The organism is uncultured Eudoraea sp. (assembly GCF_947260015.1).
Classification (GTDB): Bacteria; Bacteroidota; Bacteroidia; order Flavobacteriales; family Flavobacteriaceae; genus Eudoraea.
Genome location: NZ_CAMYOM010000001.1, coordinates 214,761 through 232,039, shown reverse-complemented (window position 1 = coordinate 232,039; position 17,279 = coordinate 214,761). Strand labels below are relative to the sequence as shown.

16 protein-coding genes are annotated in these 17,279 nt (G+C 36.1%); 5 read left to right on the top strand and 11 right to left on the bottom strand.

The annotated features are described in order from the left end of the window. Positions 1–115 precede the first annotated feature (115 nt). Complete coding sequence (locus Q0X66_RS01070; RefSeq protein ID WP_297702622.1) at positions 116–757, top strand: protein-L-isoaspartate(D-aspartate) O-methyltransferase; 642 nt, start codon at positions 116–118, stop codon at positions 755–757. 35 nt (positions 758–792) lie between these two features. Here Q0X66_RS01070 and smpB read toward each other — a convergent pair whose 3' ends face one another. Then, positions 793–1,254, bottom strand: a complete 462-nt coding sequence (gene smpB / locus Q0X66_RS01065) for an SsrA-binding protein SmpB (protein WP_297702621.1) — start codon at positions 1,252–1,254, stop codon at positions 793–795. Positions 1,255–1,366: 112 nt separating this feature from the next. Between smpB and Q0X66_RS01060 the strand changes: the two genes are divergently transcribed. Then, the gene (locus Q0X66_RS01060; protein ID WP_297702620.1) at positions 1,367–2,116 is read left to right on the top strand and encodes a DUF6503 family protein; all 750 of its coding nucleotides are present in this window, start codon (positions 1,367–1,369) and stop codon (positions 2,114–2,116) included. Here Q0X66_RS01060 and Q0X66_RS01055 read toward each other — a convergent pair. Beyond that, positions 2,094–2,639, bottom strand: coding sequence for a histidine phosphatase family protein (locus Q0X66_RS01055; RefSeq protein ID WP_297702619.1), 546 nt, complete (start codon positions 2,637–2,639; stop codon positions 2,094–2,096). The two genes, Q0X66_RS01060 and Q0X66_RS01055, sit on opposite strands and share 23 nt — an antisense overlap. A gap of 90 nt (positions 2,640–2,729) precedes the next feature. Here Q0X66_RS01055 and Q0X66_RS01050 point away from each other — a divergent pair, with 90 nt between their 5' ends. Then, entirely contained in the window at positions 2,730–4,472 is a 1,743-nt protein-coding gene (locus tag Q0X66_RS01050; RefSeq protein WP_297702618.1) for a PorP/SprF family type IX secretion system membrane protein, read from the top strand. A gap of 4 nt (positions 4,473–4,476) precedes the next feature. Here the strand turns inward: Q0X66_RS01050 and Q0X66_RS01045 are convergent, their stop codons facing one another. After that, a complete protein-coding gene (locus Q0X66_RS01045) occupies positions 4,477–5,073 on the bottom strand; it encodes a TetR/AcrR family transcriptional regulator (RefSeq protein WP_297702617.1) in 597 nt (198 codons plus the stop codon). Positions 5,074–5,193: 120 nt separating this feature from the next. After that, complete coding sequence (clpB, locus tag Q0X66_RS01040; protein ID WP_297702616.1) at positions 5,194–7,794, bottom strand: ATP-dependent chaperone ClpB; 2,601 nt, start codon at positions 7,792–7,794, stop codon at positions 5,194–5,196. 165 nt (positions 7,795–7,959) lie between these two features. Here clpB and ytxJ point away from each other — a divergent pair, with 165 nt between their 5' ends. Beyond that, on the top strand, positions 7,960–8,355 hold the full coding sequence (gene ytxJ, locus Q0X66_RS01035) for a bacillithiol system redox-active protein YtxJ (RefSeq protein ID WP_297702615.1): 396 nt from the start codon (positions 7,960–7,962) through the stop codon (positions 8,353–8,355). A gap of 30 nt (positions 8,356–8,385) precedes the next feature. Here ytxJ and Q0X66_RS01030 read toward each other — a convergent pair whose 3' ends face one another. Together Q0X66_RS01030 and fahA are read right to left on the bottom strand one after the other, a co-directional pair. After that, positions 8,386–9,573, bottom strand: coding sequence for a hypothetical protein (locus Q0X66_RS01030; protein WP_297702614.1), 1,188 nt, complete (start codon positions 9,571–9,573; stop codon positions 8,386–8,388). 123 nt (positions 9,574–9,696) lie between these two features. Further along, entirely contained in the window at positions 9,697–10,983 is a 1,287-nt protein-coding gene (fahA, locus tag Q0X66_RS01025) for a fumarylacetoacetase (protein ID WP_297702613.1), read from the bottom strand. 112 nt (positions 10,984–11,095) lie between these two features. Between fahA and glyA the strand changes: the two genes are divergently transcribed. Continuing rightward, entirely contained in the window at positions 11,096–12,376 is a 1,281-nt protein-coding gene (gene glyA, locus Q0X66_RS01020) for a serine hydroxymethyltransferase (protein WP_297702612.1), read from the top strand. 50 nt (positions 12,377–12,426) lie between these two features. On the opposite strand, the gene Q0X66_RS01015 is transcribed toward glyA, so the two are convergent. The 5 genes from Q0X66_RS01015 to Q0X66_RS00995 form a co-directional block, all read right to left on the bottom strand. Then, positions 12,427–13,098 (bottom strand): hypothetical protein, encoded by a 672-nt coding sequence (locus tag Q0X66_RS01015; RefSeq protein ID WP_297702611.1) that lies wholly within the window; start codon positions 13,096–13,098, stop codon positions 12,427–12,429. Positions 13,099–13,260: 162 nt separating this feature from the next. Continuing rightward, positions 13,261–13,932 carry a response regulator gene (locus tag Q0X66_RS01010; RefSeq protein ID WP_297702610.1) on the bottom strand — a complete coding sequence of 224 codons (672 nt, stop codon included), beginning with the start codon at positions 13,930–13,932 and terminating at the stop codon, positions 13,261–13,263. Further along, entirely contained in the window at positions 13,929–16,028 is a 2,100-nt protein-coding gene (locus tag Q0X66_RS01005) for an ATP-binding protein (RefSeq protein ID WP_297702609.1), read from the bottom strand. The genes Q0X66_RS01010 and Q0X66_RS01005 overlap by 4 nt, the downstream gene beginning before the upstream one ends. A gap of 121 nt (positions 16,029–16,149) precedes the next feature. Then, a complete protein-coding gene (locus Q0X66_RS01000) occupies positions 16,150–16,344 on the bottom strand; it encodes a hypothetical protein (RefSeq protein WP_297702608.1) in 195 nt (64 codons plus the stop codon). Positions 16,345–16,502: 158 nt separating this feature from the next. Next, positions 16,503–17,234: a LytTR family DNA-binding domain-containing protein gene (locus Q0X66_RS00995; RefSeq protein ID WP_297702607.1), complete on the bottom strand. Its 732-nt coding sequence runs from the start codon at positions 17,232–17,234 to the stop codon at positions 16,503–16,505. Positions 17,235–17,279 lie beyond the last annotated feature (45 nt).

Genomic DNA, 17,279 nt, shown 5'->3' with positions numbered 1-17,279 from the left:
GTTTATGTTTTTTCAAAAATAAGGAGATTAATTCTAAATTATGCCAATGTATCACTTGTAAAATGCACCTATTTCCAATTTGATTTTCTAATTTTAGCAACACAAAACCAAACTATTGAAAGATACTTTCAAACATAAGGGAATGCGCAATAAACTTGTAGACATTATTGCTGCCAAGAATATAAAAAATAAAAATGTTTTAGACGCTATCAGATCGGTCCCAAGACATTTATTTATGGATAGTAGTTTTGAAGATCACGCTTACCAGGATAAAGCCTTTCCCATTGCTGCTGAACAAACCATATCGCAACCATACACTGTAGCCTTCCAAACGGAATTATTAGAATTAAATCCTGGGGATAAAATATTGGAAATTGGAACAGGAAGTGGTTATCAGACCGCCGTGCTTCTGAAATTGAAGGCCAGGGTATTCACCATTGAACGACAATTGGAATTATTCAAAAAGACCTCTTTATTTTTTAAGAAAATGGGATACAGACCCAAAAAAATTATTTTTGGAGATGGATATAAGGGTCTTCCCGGGGAGGCACCTTTTGAAGGAATTATAGTTACGGCAGGGGCTCCGGAAATTCCTAAGGCTTTGCTGTCTCAATTAAAAATTGGAGGTAAATTGGTAATCCCGGTTGGTCTGGAGGATCAGATTATGACTCGCATAATTAGAAAATCAGAGAAGGAATTTGAACGGCAGGAATTTGGTTCCTTTCGATTCGTTCCACTTCTAGAAGATAAAAATTGATCAATTCATATTCGACTTAACAAATAATAGGGCGTTTAGCTATTAAAACTCTTTTTAAGACGATCAAGATCTCTTTTATTGTCCCTATCCTTAATGCTTTCCCGTTTGTCATATAATTTTTTTCCTTTAGCCAAAACAATTTTAAGTTTAGCAAATCCCTTGTCATTAATAAAAAGATTTAAGGGAATAATAGTAAGTCCTGTATTTTTTACTTCTTTCTCCAGTTTTCTTAATTCTTGCTTTTTTAACAGAAGTTTGCGGGCAGCTTTGGGTCTGTGATTAAAATGCGTGGCGTGTGAATATTCATCAACTTGCATATTTATAGCGAAAAGTTCTCCCAGTTCATTAAACTCACAAAAACTTTCTGTGATTGAAGCTTTACCCAGTCGAATAGATTTTATTTCGGTTCCTGAAAGTACAATTCCTGCTATATAGGTATCCAGGAATTCATATTCAAAGCGGGCTTTTTTGTTCTTTATGTTTATCGCTTTCTGCATAAGTAGCAAAAGTAAGAACAAATACCAGAGTACTATATATTGGAAATCGAATTTATTTTTGTGAAAAGTGTAAAGAAAACAAGACTTTTACGATTACTGTAAAAACTTTACTATGTTGAGATTTACATTCATCATTATTTTCTTCACAATAATTGGCTGCAGGAATAAGAATTCAGATAATATGGCCGTTCAGGATATTGTAGACAAATCCATAGAGGTCTCTGGAGGTAACCTGAACTCATTGTGTAATATATCTTTCGCCTTGCGTGATGTTAGGTATGAATTGGAAAATAGTAAAGGAAAAAGGGTATTAAAACGAATTAGTAAGAAAGATTCAACTGTCTTTCTGGATGTTCTCAAACATAGCGGCTTTCAACGATACATTAATGGGATTCCCGTAAATGTTGCAGATTCCATGGCAACTAAATATTCAAATTCAATTAACTCGGTTCATTATTTCGCTTATCTTCCATATGGCTTAAATGACCCGGCAGTGAATAAAAAGCTTCTTGGTGAAACGCAAATAGGGGACAGGCAATACTATAAGGTGGAAGTTACTTTTGATGAAAAAGATGGAGGTGAGGATTTTGATGATGTTTATCTCTACTGGTTTGATAAAGAGACGTTTAAGCCAGATTACCTAGCCTATGAATTTCACGTCGATGGAGGGGGAACAAGATTTCGCGAAGCATTTAATGAAAGAATAATAAATGGTATTCGGTTTGTTGATTATAATAATTATAAAGCTGCAGACAATATTTCTGTGTATGAGCTCGAAGCACTTTTTAAAACCGAAGAATTAGAACTTCTATCAAGAATCCGTTTGGAAAATATTGAAGTTAATCCGGACAATTGCAATTGAAATGTAAACGATTGGAAGATACATTTGTCCCAGTTACCTGGACAATAAAAAGGCTACCATTGTCATAGTCATCCATGGCTGTATATTTATCTTCTCCCAATATCTTATTTACAAAATCTGGTGTTGAATTACTATGTCCGACTACTAGGACATTATTTCCTAAATTATCTAATTTAAATTGTTCGATATCAATATTCTCGGGATCGTAATATTGAACGGTTAATTCCTGTTTTACTGAAGTAGGTGCGGCTGTCATTGTTGTTCTCTCAAAATCGGTGGAATAAATTGCGTCCAGTTCCACATCATTCAATATTTCTGCCCAGTGCATGGCTCTTCCAAGTCCTTTTTGGCTTAGTTCAGGATCTATGTCTTCTGAATTACTTCTGATCTTTTCTGCATGTCTTATGAAATAATAAGTAGATACCGTGGACTCAACATAAGTATCTGATAATTTTTGATCATCTTTGCAAGAGATAATGCCTGTTAATAAAAAGGCAAAGATTAGAAGTTTAATTGTTTTCATGCTAGATTGTTTGTATAAGTTAAATGAGTGCTCTAATTTAACTGTATTTCATCAAAATTAGTATGTTAACCCTTTGTTTTTTCTATAGTTATGTTGAATAAAATCCTGTTTCTAGGCATGGTTTTGACCCTATTTACGGTGAAATCTCAGGAGCCGGAATTACCTTATGACTACAGGCAGCATAACCTTACGGAATTTAATAGTAGTTTATTAAGTCCGGTGTTTTTGTTGGATAGAAATAATCCACAATCCATAGCATTATGGACAAGATGGCAATGGCAGACCCTGGATAGCAACCCAACAACCTTATTTTTAAACTATTCTCGCAAGTTAAACAAGGAATCTGCTATTGGAGGCGGTTTCATTCAACACAATACAGGCGTTTTTGTAAATCGGGGAGGACTTTTAAATTATGCATATAACTTTGAGTTGAGTGCCAAAACCCAACTAACGCTGGGTATCAATGTTATTGGTTTCCAACGAAAACTGGCCAATGATTTTATTTTGAATCCCGATATAGGCTTACCAATATTTGAAGAAAAAAGTAACTTTATTCTTCAAGTTGCACCTGCTGTTAAACTTCAGTTGAATGCTTTTAGTTTTGGTATCGCCATGGAGAATTTGGTAGATCGAAACTTTACAACAAATGAAGGTAATGCCAGTGCTACTGGTTTAATTTATATGGGTCTGGCAAGCTATGATTTCCCTATAACCGTCTTTGGCGATTCCAATAGTTCTTTTATAAGGCCGAGTTTATACTATAAGCGGCTGCCGGATTTTGACGATCAGATAGGAATTAACACTTTTTTTTCTACACCTAAGTTCTGGGCACAGGCCGGATATAACAGTTTTTATGGGATTTCTACCGGAATAGGAGGGCGCTTCTTTAAAAAGTTATCTCTCGGTGCTTTGGTTGAGTTTGGGACCAGTTCTGCACTTAAAGGTGAAGATCCCAGTTTTGAAATTGTGACTGCCTTCGATTTTGGACGCCAGGTATTTGAAGACCCTGAAGAAGAACCTGAAGAAGAAACTCTTGAAGAGTCACCAGAAGAAGAAGTTCAAGAGGAAGAATTGGCTAAAGAGGAGGCTTTATTGGAAGCTCAAAGGAAACAAGACTCTCTTGATGCTTTAAAGGCAGCCGAATTATTGGCGCTGGAAGTATTACAGAAACAAAAGACAAAAGACTCTATTGCTGCCGTCAATCAGCGGATTGAATTAGAAAGAATTAAAGAAGAAGAAATGGCTGAAGAAGAGGCTTTATTGGAAGCTCAGAGAAAACAAGACTCTCTTGATGCAGTTGTAGCAGCTGAATTACTGGCTCTGGAAGAATTACAGAAACGAAAAACCAAAGATTCAATTGCTGCCGTCAATCAGCAGATTGAATTAGAAAAAATTAAAGGAGAAGAAGAAAAGAAAAGAAAAGACTCTTTGGATGCTATAAAACGTGCTGAAGCTCTGGCTGTGTTGAAAACAAATGAAGAAAAGAAAATACAGGATTCTATTAAGGCGATCGAAAAAGAAAAAGCTGCGACAGAAGTAGTAGTATTGAAAAAAGGTGAAGTATACGAGGAAGTGACTGGTGAGGATGGCTTAGAACCGGGCTATTATTTAATAGCTAATGTCTTTGGTACCAAAAAATACTTCGAAGCCTTTATGAAGAAGTTATCGGATGAGGGATTACAACCTAAATCATTCTATCGGGCGAAGAATAAATATAACTACGTGTATTTAAAAAGGTATGATTCAATGGAAGAAGGCAGAAAAGCCAGGGATTCTAAATTTGGAGGGCGGTATACCGGTAAAACCTGGATTTATAGAGTTGTAGGTAAGTAAGTAACTATTTTTTGATTTCTTTTTTAACCAGAACATCAAGGTACGCAATTGTATTAATAAGATATTTTCTGTCACCTGTAATTGTTGCCATGGCTATTGCTCCTTGAATCATAGTGTATAATTGCTTTGCAAATTGCAAAGGAGTAACAGGTAGTTTCAACTCATTGTTCCTTACCCCATTTTCCAGAATCAAAGCAATTTTACCTTCAATTGTGCGAATTGTTTCATTAGCTGCCGACTTTAGAAGCGCATTATTAAATTTGGCATCAACCCCCACATTTAGAACGGGACAACCTCCCATGCTTGCTGTGAAAGTGTCATAATTACGATAAAAATCAGTAAGGGAAAATAGTTTGTCCAGAGCTGTACCTTCGGTATTCAACTTATCATCAATTGCCGTAAGAAGTCTTTTGCTGTTATATTCAAAAGAGGCAAGGGCAAGGGCTTCCTTATTTTCAAAATTACCATATAATGCCCCCTTTGTAAGACCTGTTGCCTCAGTAAGGTCGTTCATGCTGGTTCCTACATAGCCATGTTTATTGAAGATAGGGGATACAGTTTCAATAATGTATGCAGTGGTTCTCTCAGCTTTGGTAGGCATAGATCTTCAATTTTATACGAAGATAAAAAATCTATATACTGTATGGTATTTTAATTCAAAAAAAAATGTACCCTTTGACGAAGTAAATCGCAAGGGTACATTTTTCAATTGGTAACGGGCTTAATTAACTAATTCATTTTGATTTCGAAACACCAAACCGTCATCAAAAGAGTCTATTAACACAATACTATCCGCTTTAACTTTACCTCCGAGTAATTCTTTTGAGAGGTTGTTTAACACCTCTTTCTGGATCACTCTTTTTATAGGTCTGGCCCCGTATTGGGGGTCATAACCACGATTGGCGAGGTAAGCAATGGCCTCATTAGTCGCATCAATGGTGATATGTTGTTTAGCGAGCATTTTTTTAAGTTGCTCTAGTTGCAGTTTAACAATCTGCGTAATATCCTCCTTATTAAGGGGGGTAAACATAATAATATCATCTATTCTGTTAAGGAATTCAGGGCGAATGGTCTTTCTAAGAAGCCCCATAACCTCAACTCGGGCAGACTCCATTGCGGAATAAATGTCATCTGTGACCTCAAATTTTTCCTGTATGATATGGCTGCCCATATTGCTGGTCATTATGATTATAGTATTTTTGAAATCAGCAATTCTTCCCTTGTTATCTGTAAGCCTTCCTTCATCAAGCACCTGCAATAGGATATTAAATGTATCCGGATGTGCTTTTTCTATCTCATCTAAAAGTATCACAGAATAGGGTTTACGGCGCACAGCTTCGGTGAGTTGACCACCTTCATCATAACCAATGTAGCCCGGAGGAGCCCCTATCAATCTACTTACTGAATGACGCTCCTGATATTCGCTCATATCAATTCTGGTAAGTGCGTTTTCATCATCAAACAGGTAAGCAGCTAAAGTTTTTGCCAGTTCGGTTTTTCCAACCCCGGTGGTTCCCAGGAATAAGAATGAGCCGATTGGGCGTTTGGTATCCTGCAAACCAGCTCTGCTTCTTCTGATAGCGTCAGATACCGCCTGAATGGCCTCATCCTGCCCAACGACGCGTTTGTGCAATACATCTTCCAGATTCAATAGCTTTTCACGTTCGCTTTGTAACATCTTAGTTACCGGAATGCCTGTCCATTTTGCGACAACTTCTGCAATATCTTCGGTAGTTACTTCTTCTTTGATAAGGGTTCCTTTTTTTTGCTCATTGCTAAGATCCTTTTGAAGTGATTCCAGTTTTGAATGGGCTTCCTTTATTTTTCCATATCGCAATTCAGCTACTTTACCGTAATCTCCATTTCGCTCTGCTCTTTCCGCCTCTTGTTTGAAATTTTCAATATCCAGTTTTGTTTTTTGAATATTATCAATTACTGTTTTTTCGCTTTCCCACTTAGCAAAAATTTCATTTCTTTCTTCTTTGATATTGGCCAGATCTACATTAAGTATTTTAAGTTTAGCTTTATCATCTTCTCTTTTGATTGCTTCAATTTCAATCTCCAATTGCATAACCTTTCTGTCCAGTACATCCAGTTCTTCTGGTTTGGAGTTTATTTCCATTCGCAGTTTAGCCGCAGCTTCATCCATTAAGTCAATAGCTTTATCTGGCAAAAATCTATTGGTAATATATCGTTGCGATAATTCTACTGCGGAAATAACAGCCTCGTCCATAATTCTTACTTTATGGTGTGCTTCATATTTTTCTTTGATACCGCGTAATATTGAAATAGCACTTTCCGTATCAGGTTCGTTTACTATAACTTTTTGAAACCTGCGCTCCAATGCTTTGTCTTTTTCGAAGTATTTTTGATATTCATCCAAAGTTGTGGCACCAATAGCTCGTAAATCTCCTCTTGCCAAAGCTGGTTTTAGAATGTTTGCAGCATCCATCGCCCCTTGTCCGCCACCTGCACCAACGAGAGTGTGTATTTCATCAATAAAGAGTACAATATTACCATCTGATTCTGTAACCTCTTTAATGACAGCTTTTAGACGTTCCTCAAACTCTCCTTTGTATTTTGCACCCGCTATAAGCGCCCCCATATCGAGGGAATAAATAACTTTATCTTTTAAATTTTCCGGGATATCTCCTTGAACAATTCTATGGGCAAGTCCTTCGGCTATTGCGGTTTTACCGGTACCTGGTTCCCCAACCAACATGGGGTTATTCTTGGTTCGCCTCGAAAGAATTTGAAGTATTCTTCTTATTTCCTCATCCCGACCAATAACAGGATCCAGTTTACCTTTATCGGCAAGATCATTCAGGTTTCTCGCATATTTATTCAATGAATTATAAGTTTCTTCGGCACTTTGCGAAGTAACTTTACCACCTTTTCGCAATTCTTCAATCGCAGCCAAAAGCCCTTTTTCCTGTATACCTTGGTCCTTTAATATTTTTGAAATTTTACTTTTAGATTTAAAAAGAGCTATTATCAGATGTTCTATGGAAACATATTCATCTTCCATCTTTCTCGCAATAACGTTAGCTTCATTCAATGTTTTACCTGCTTCTTTAGAAAAGAGTATTTCTCCTCCAGAGACTTTTGGTAAGCTTTCCAGATCTTTCTCAAGTATTTGGTTTACAAGAGATATATTGACATTTAATTTTTTTAAGATAAATGGGAGCACATTCTCATCAATCTCCGCGATTGCTTTGTAAATATGTTCATTTTCAATTTGCGGATTTTCCATACCCTGCGCAATTATTTGAGCATGTTGTATGGCCTCCTGGGATTTTATGGTAAAATTATTAATGTTCATTATATATATTTTTTCGAGTTATTGTTTAATTTTGAATTATAGAGGACAACAATCTTACCACGGAGGGTAAACGGACAAAATGTCGGAAAAATCACGCATTAGCAGGACATTTCGACAGCTTGTATGGTAATAAAAAAAGTCCGACTAATCAGCTTTAAAAGGAAAATGGGAATATTTAATAACTTATTTAGCAGTAAAAACACAAATCCTGAAGAACAGAAGAATCAATTGAAATGGATACCATTAACAACTCTGGATCAGCTTATTGAAATTGAAAAAAATTCTTCCAAAAGGCCTCAGATTATTTTTAAGCACTCCACTACATGTGGTATCAGCAGTATGGTTCTCAGATCATTCAGGAGTTCCTATTTGCTTGAAGAGAATCAGGCCGATATGTATTTTTTAGATTTGCACAGATACAGGGAAGTTTCCAATGAAGTTGCTAATAAATTTCAGGTATACCACCAATCACCTCAAGTGTTGATAATTAAAAATGGTATCGCGGTAGCCGATGAATCTCATGGGGGAATTACATCCCTCAATTTATCAGGTTATCTATAAAAAAAACCCCGAAAGTTCGGGGTTCTGAATTTAATTAAACTTGTGTCTCACGACGATGTCCTTCAATCTAGATTTTAAATCTTCACCTGCATCATAAACCATTTGCTCATTGGAAGGAAATGGTACGGCAACCCTATTTAAAAGTGGAACAAGATCATTGTCTAGCGCTCTTTTATCACCGTTGTAATTTGCATAGACATGCTCAAATACAAATTCGCTACTAATTGGGTATGAATTGAGTTGTTGTTTCTTTTGTAAATCTATATAGCTTACATTACCGGTAACTTGCGCCGATTTATGCTGTGTAAACTGATAGAAATTACAACTTACTGTCCTGAATCTGTCAACCTTTATTTCATTGCCCAAACTGTCTTTTACTACCCGGCCATCTGCATCAACAAGTACTTCAACTCCGTCTTTAATCTGCTTTTCCTTAATAATCTGTTTTTCCTGGATTTGTTCAGGAGAGATGTTAATGGCCCTGAAGGCTACTTCCATTTCATAATCATAGTCTACTTCAGCTAGCGGATTGGTATGATACTGTGTCCATTGGTCATTTAATCCGTAAGTGTTAAAATTCAACAGTTCTTCTTCTAAACGCTCAGGAACTATTTGCTCCGTATCATTAACCATGTTTACTTTAACATAGTCCAAGCCTTTTATATAAGCCTCGTCCATTTTTTCTCTGCCATCAGCAAATCCCGGACTTAATTCATTCAGATATTCAAAATCCCTATAGGCATTTCTATAGTCCTCCTTGTATTTCGCATTCTGTAGCAGTTCTGAAGCGTTATTGTATAAATAGTCAGATAAATTATCCTTTGCTACAAGTATCTCATTATCGTAATTGGTAAAAGAAAATCTGGCATTCCTATCTTCCTCATATACCTGTAGGGGCAAAAGTGGCTTAATTTGCTGCTGAATATTTTTCAGGCGGCTATACCCTTTAAATATCTGGTTGTAATTAGCAGGGTTACCTTCTTTTTTTAAATAGGCAATATTTTCTAATTCCCTTTGTGTATATTTTTTGAACGCTTCTTCAAGAAGTAACACATAGGGTTGGTTGCCTTTTTTAGTTTTATTATCGGCCAGATTTCTTATAGCCTTATTTATGGCTGCGGAATAATTGCCGGTATTTATGGCTTCCTGGGTTTTTTTAACACCTCCGCAGGCTATTAAAAGAACCAAAATTGTTGTGAAGAGTATCGTTTTTTTCATGATAATACATTTAAGGGTTTTAACAGCAGTTTTCAATAGCTGTGCCAAAACGCATATAGTTCATAACGAAAAACGATAATGTATCGTATAAATTCGGTAAAATGATCCTTTAGTGTACTGAATTTAAAGATTATCTTTTAGAGGAGGAAGCAATTTTGTCTCTACCATACCAAACCCGATGCGCACACCATCTTTTTCACAAAATCCTTTTAAAGTTACGGTATCGAAATCTTGAATTGACGTCCTTTTTTCATCATTCTGAAGGCTAACAGGCTTTGTTCCCTGCCACGCCAATTCCAGCATTGAACCATAAGAATCGGGGGTTGTACCAGAAATTGTACCACTTCCCATAAGATCACCACTAAGTACCTTACAACCATTTGAGGTATGATGAGCTAACTGTTGAGCCATAGTCCAATACATATATTTAAAGTTAGATTTTGTAATTGTCGTAGGAGCCTTACCCTCAGGAGCAATTGAAACTTCTAAATGAATATCAAAGCTATTTTTTCCTTGTTGTTGAAGATAGGGTAGTGGAATGGGGTCCTGTTTTGGACTTTCAACTCTAAAAGGTTCAAGGGCCTCCAATGTAACAATCCATGGAGAAATAGAAGAGGCAAAATTCTTTGCCATAAATGGCCCCAGGGGTACGTACTCCCATTTTTGTATATCCCTGGCACTCCAGTCATTTAATAAAACGAGTCCAAAAATATAATTTTCAGCCTCGTTAATGGGTATAGATTCTCCTAATTTATTCGCGTCTGTTGTAATAAAGGCCATTTCCAATTCAAAGTCAACCATTTTAGAAGGCCCAAACACAGGTTGGGTAGCCCCTTTGGGTAACGTCTGCCCCATAGGTCTTCGAATATTTCTTCCACTGGGAATTATAGTGGAGCTTCTGCCATGATACCCAATTGGAATATGCAACCAGTTAGGCAACAAGGCATTTTCAGGATCGCGGAACATAGTGCCGATATTAGTTGCATGCTCTTTACTTGAATAAAAATCCGTATAATCTCCAATGTGTACAGGCAGTTGCATTTCTATCTCATCCAAAGTGAATAAAACAATTTTGCGATGTTCCGGGTTTTCTTTTAGAATTGGATTCGTAATGTCAAAAATTTCACTTATCCTGTTACGCACTAAACGCCAGGTTTTTTGGCCATCTGAAATGAAATCGTTTAAAGTATCCTGAAGGAAAATATCATCTGTAAGAGGAATTCCATTAAAATAACCCAGTTGATGCAGTGCTCCAAGATCAATGGCATGATCCCCTATTCTTGTGCCAATTGTAATGACATCATCCCGTGTTAGGAAAACACCAAATGGAATATTCTGTATGGGAAAATCAGTATTAGGGGCCACGGGTAGCCAGGTTTTTTTGGATGGATCATTTGTTTTTGAGGACATGATATAATTGTTAATTTTTGTTTGATAAATTCCTAATCAAATATATTATTTTCTTCTTATTAACGTCTATCAATTTGTACTTTTACGCCTCATATAATATAAGGATAATTTTATGCAACGCGACCATCAAATATTTGACTTAATTGCCGAGGAAAAAGAACGACAATTAAATGGGATAGAACTTATTGCTTCAGAAAATTTTACAAGCCCACAGGTTATGGAAGCTGCGGGATCCGTTCTTACCAACAAATACGCTGAAGGATATCCCGGTAAGCGCTATTACGGGGGATGTGAAGTTGTTGATAAGGTTGAACAACTGGCTATAGACAGAGCAAAAGAATTGTTTGGGGCGGAATATGCAAATGTTCAACCGCATTCAGGATCACAGGCTAATGCGGCTGTATACCAGGCATGTTTAAAACCCGGGGATACAATTTTAGGCTTTGATCTTTCACATGGGGGTCATCTTACTCATGGTTCTCCGGTTAATTTTTCCGGAAAGCTTTATCGACCGGTGTTTTATGGTGTAGAAAAAGAAACCGGTGTAATAAACTACGATAAAATTGAGGAAATAGCCAAAAAGGAACGTCCGAAGTTGATTATCGCAGGGGCTTCTGCTTATTCACGAGATATGGATTTTAAAAGATTTCGGGAAATTGCTGATAGTGTAGATGCCCTTTTATTGGCAGATATTGCGCATCCTGCCGGTCTAATTGCTAAGGGAATATTGAACGATCCCATACCACACTGTCATTTTGTTACCACAACAACACACAAAACCCTGAGGGGCCCCAGGGGTGGTTTGATTTTAATGGGGCAGGATTTTGAAAATCCCTTTGGAATCAGACTAAAAAATGGAAATTTAAGAAAAATGTCTGCCCTAATTAATCTAGCCGTTTTTCCCGGAAATCAAGGAGGGCCTTTAGAGCATATAATTGCCGCCAAGGCAATAGCTTTTGGAGAAGCCCTTTCAGATGACTTTTTGCATTATATGTTACAAGTAAAGAAGAATGCTGAAGCCATGGCTGCGGCTTTTGTTGCTAAAGATTACAAGATAATTTCTGGAGGTACAGATAATCATATGATGCTTATAGATCTTCGCAATAAAAATATTACCGGAAAAGAGGCGGAAAATATACTGGTTAAAGCAGATATTACTGCAAATAAAAATATGGTTCCATTTGATGATAAATCACCATTTATAACCTCAGGAATTAGATTTGGCACAGCTGCGATAACTACCAGAGGTCTTAAAGAGCAGGATATGTCCGTAATTGTAGATTTAATAGACGAAGTTATTACACATACGGAGGATGGGGAAGTGGTTGAAGGTGTAAAAGTAAAGGTAAATAAATTAATGAAAAACCTTCCGTTATTTAATGGTGGACAGTAAAAACCGTTTAATGGAAAACCAATAGCCCTATTATTGGTTTTCCATTTTAATCAATGATTTAACATAAATAGATCACCATAAATGATGGATTTATTCTTCAAATCATAGATTACGGCATCTTTTTCTGAGTCGAAATAGAGACCCCAATATTCAAAATAGTCTTTCTTATTGTTATTTCCGTTTCTAATATTCTTTAGTTTGTTATCATTTTCAAAATGATCTTCTTCAAAGACGGGAATATATATTTCAAAGGGTGTTTCCGTAAGTCTTTTGGTATAATAGACATAATGTTCGGCAATGGTATGAAGAATCTTCCCAAATTGCTCTTCAATACTATTTTCATATATATGCTTAATGACAATTGAGGAATCTCTTAAAAAAATAGATAATTCTTCAACATCAATTCCGTTGTTGTTCAATTTATTTAAGGTTTTCAATGCGCTTGAAAAAGGGGAACTTTTAGACCAGTTATTCTGTGTGGGGTAAATTTGTCCCCAGGTCCCTTTTTGTAAATGAAATAGAATTTCAACCAATTTTAAATTGCAATCCATTTCAATCACCAAATTTTGCCGTGCGCTATCAGAAGAGCAATTACGTATGGCTACATTGGCAAAATATTCTTTTTCCAAACTCTTTCTAAATTCGACCAATCCCACGATTTGCGGGTTGTCGTCTAGCTTAAGCTTTAGATTATATCTAAAATTATCCTGTTTGTTTGGCATGATAACAGAAAATAATGTAGTTCAATTCAAAATTAATTTTAAATATTAACAGTTGACTATATAAAAACCATAGAATATATAAGGTTTCATTGCTATTTTGCGATTAATAGACTGCCTCGAAAAAGATAACGAGCTGGAGTTCTTAAGAAAAGTATGGTAAAATTAGATGAAACCCCTGTTTCTGGATTCGGTAATTAAGGCCTGATCATTCTGTTTTTCAACGCCAAAAACTGATTTCAGGTGCCGTTTTCTATTTTCAATACTGGGAAGTGATAAGGATACATGATTAACCATATCTTTGGTTTTGGTACCTATAGACAGGAAATGTAGTATTTTTTTATCTTTCTCATCCAGGACAATATCATCATTAGCCATTTTTTTCCGAATTGCCGCAAGGGCTTTCTGAGTATAATAGGGGGGATTGTTCAGAACAGTAAGTACCATTGCCTGTAATGACTTTTGATCTATTTCCGTTTTTACCATATACCCTTCCGGATCAACAGTCTTAAGAATACTGTTTATTCTGTAATTATCACTAAATGAAGACATAAATACAATTTTGGTCTTAGGAATCACCTTCCGTGCAAAAATCCCTATATCTTCCCCTGTTTTCGCAGGTCCTTCAACGGCCTGGGACAATTGTATATCCAATAAGAGAATGTCATACTGAAATGAATTGACAGAATTTTCTATTTTTTCGACGGCCGCATCAAAGGTTTTGGCGGTATCTACAAAAACCTTGAAATCATCAAATTCTGTATCTTCAAGGATAAATTTATATCCCATTGTGCTCATTTCATGATCATCTACCGCTAAAATCCGAATCGTTTTCATGGTGATGTTTTTTCAGCTATTTTATATTTTTCATTTCCGTTAAACCGACTTTCATTTTCAGCTAAAGTGTAAGGTACTTTAACGGTTACCACTGTTCCCTTTCCGGGTTCACTCTTAATTCTCCATTCACCGTTTAATTTATGTACCCGGGAAGTAATGTTTTTGTGTCCAATACCTTTTTTCTTTTTTTTATTATCAAAGCCTCGCCCGTCATCCTTTAGAGAAACTTTGAGCATATGATCAGTCGATTCTAATTTGAGATTAACCCTATTTGCAAATGCATGTTTAATACAATTCTGAAGACTCTCCTGAATAATCCTGTAGAGGTTAATTTTGATATTGCCACTTAAGTCATCCCAGTCAAGACCTTCATCATAGTCTAAATCATAATCAATATTCGCTGAATCGCAAATACTCTTTAGTAAATCTTCGATGGATATTATAAAGTTATGGAATTTTTGATAGGAAGCATCATTTAATTCATGAGAAATTGTCCGTATCTCCTCCTGCACACCCTGCAGTTTCTCAATTGCCTCTCCTCGCATACTTATGGCGTTCTCATCTACTTTTTTGTTTAAACCCAACAGCATCATGCGAATACCATTCATTTGACCTAGTATGCCATCGTGAAGTTCTTCAGAAATTCTTTTTTGTTCAGATTGTTTTCCCTCCTCCAATTTTTGGCTCTGGGCGAGCATCAGATTAAAAATTTCCTGGTTGGATTCCTGTTGTTGTTGCTGAAACCGCAGATTTCGGTTTTTGGCCCGTTGAGAAAGGATGACAAGGACTGAAATAGCCAATAAAAAAAATCCTATAGCAATGCCTATCCATAACTGTCTTTGCCTTGCCAAAAGTTCGTTTTCAGCTATAAACTCATCTGTTTCAAAACGAATCCGGGCAAACTTATTTCTAATCTTACGGTCTTCTTCCTGCAGGCTGTCATTTAAAACCAAATATTCCTTCAGATAGGATTTTGCATTTTCCGGGTCCAGTAAAGGATATAATTTTAAAGTTTCGAGGATTAGCTGATTGTCATTACTTTGTTTGGCCAATTCCAGCGCCTCCTGAGCATTTGCAATTGCTAATGAAGTATCCCGTTTAGCCAAATAAAGCTCTGCCAAATGATAACGGCTCATAGCAATTTGATCGACGGCATTTTCCCTGATGTTAATATCCAAAGCGTCTATTAAATTGGCTTCGGAAATTTTTGTTTTGCCGGTTTTAAATTGGCTGTAGGCCAAATTATCGAGAGCAAGGGCATAACTTTTCCGATTCTTAAACTGTAAACTGTCTGTGCTTACTATCTTGTCGAAGTAGGGAATGGCTTTAGAAAAATCTCCCTGTTCCTTATAGGAATTCCCAATATTATTGTTCAGTGAGATTTGATATTTGCCCTTCTTTTCCTTTGGCAATTTATTAAGGTATTCCACTGCCTTGGAAAAAAAGGTCCGCGATTGTTCATATTCCTGTAAACTTTTGGCAATAGTTCCCAATAAATTATAAGAGAGGAATAATTGTTCATTATTTTCAAGCTTTTGAAAGAGTTCAATGGCGCTTATTAGATTAATTTCAGCCCCGGTAAAGTCCTTTACATCTTTTTGTATTATTGACATCCTAAGTAACAACCGTCCACTATAATGGTCTTCTTTTAAGGTGGTATAAATTTTTTCTGCCTGCCCGTATTCGTAATAGGCGCTGTCTTTAATAAAATTATTTCTATAAAAATCACCAAGATCCCAATATAATCCTGCAAGGATTACAGAATCTTTAATTTCTTCTGAAAGAATCCGGGCACTTTTGTTGACATTTCTGAAATTTATAGAATCTTGTAGTTTTAAATATGCAAGGGAAAGTTTGGCATAATAACTTAGCCTTAAAGAATCATTAAATTCATCAGTAGTATTGTTATAGGCCTTTTGTAAAAATTCCTTCCGGGTCCTTAAAGGCAGATTTGCATCTGTTCCATTTTTGATCCAAACCTGAGTACTATCTGTTGTGAGAGCCGTACCATTTATATGGGTAGATTGATTTTCTTTTTTACAGGAAAAAAAAAGTAGTAATAGCAATATTAGGACTATTTGCTTTTTATATGCCATAACACTTAGAAACTAATTGTTTCTAATACAAGATAATTAAAAAGCCCTAAATACACTATTTAAGGCTTTTTAATTATTTATAAAAAATAAAAGGGTTGAATAAATGTAACTATATGGTGTCTTAGCCCTCTCTGCCTCCACCATCTGGAGTGTCATCCCCACCTGTACTATCACCTCTGTTGCCTCCATCTGGAATGTCATCTCCACCTGTTCCTACCTCATATATGGCCTGGTCTTCGGCGCTGTTATCTGCTTCACAGGAAAATAATCCAATACTAAATACTACTATTGCGAAAATGCTCAATACTTTTTTCATAATTTAATTTTTTAAGTGGTTAATTATTGTTGACCAGCCATTGTTGATTAGCTTGAGACTAAACTAGCCGAATACCTAAAAACTTATTGTGTAGAAAAAAAAGTATTAGTATGCGTACCTGTTCTAGGAGTATTCGACAGGATTTTGAGAGTATTCGTTTAATTGGAGGGTGATATCGTGTTTTTTGATAAAATCTTTTTTAACCCGTCTATATTCTCTATGTAGGATTTTGAGAATGGCAGCTGCGTTTTCCTAATCTTTAAGAAGCATTTAGATTTTCCATAATTAATTCCGGAGACATAGTGGGTGTTCAAGATATAACTTTGGTGAACACGTATAAAATTCGAAGGTAACTGATTTACAAAAGTCTTTAGGGTCTTATAAGCACTAATAGTGCTGCCGTCTTTCATTACAAAATCCGTCGCATTATTGTCTGCCCTTAAATAGAGTATCTCATTGGTATCCAGATATTGGTAATCTTTATACGATTTAAGACAAAGTGTATGTGAAACATCTTCTTTTGGTAATTGTTTTTTTAGGCGTAACAGTGTCTTGCGAATATCAAATTCATTATACGGCATAAGCCAGTAATCAAAGAAATTATTTTTAATAGCATTGTAGGCGAATTCTTTGCTTTTTGAAATCCCAATTAAAATCGGAATATTTTTGACATACTGATACAATTCAGTGACCATGTGAAAATATTCAAAAGCCTTGTCGTTCAGGTTAATAAAAACAATATCCGGAGTGTATTTTAGAATGGCATTTAAACCATCTTCACAGTTTCTAACCTGACTAATGCATTCAAAATCCCCATAGTCCTCCAAATAGTGCTGCAACTGCAAATTTGAGGTGGCGTCGGAATCGATTATGGTGTAAGAATACTCCATGCCAGGTTATTTGGGTACAAAGTAGTAAACCTATTCGAGAAGTCA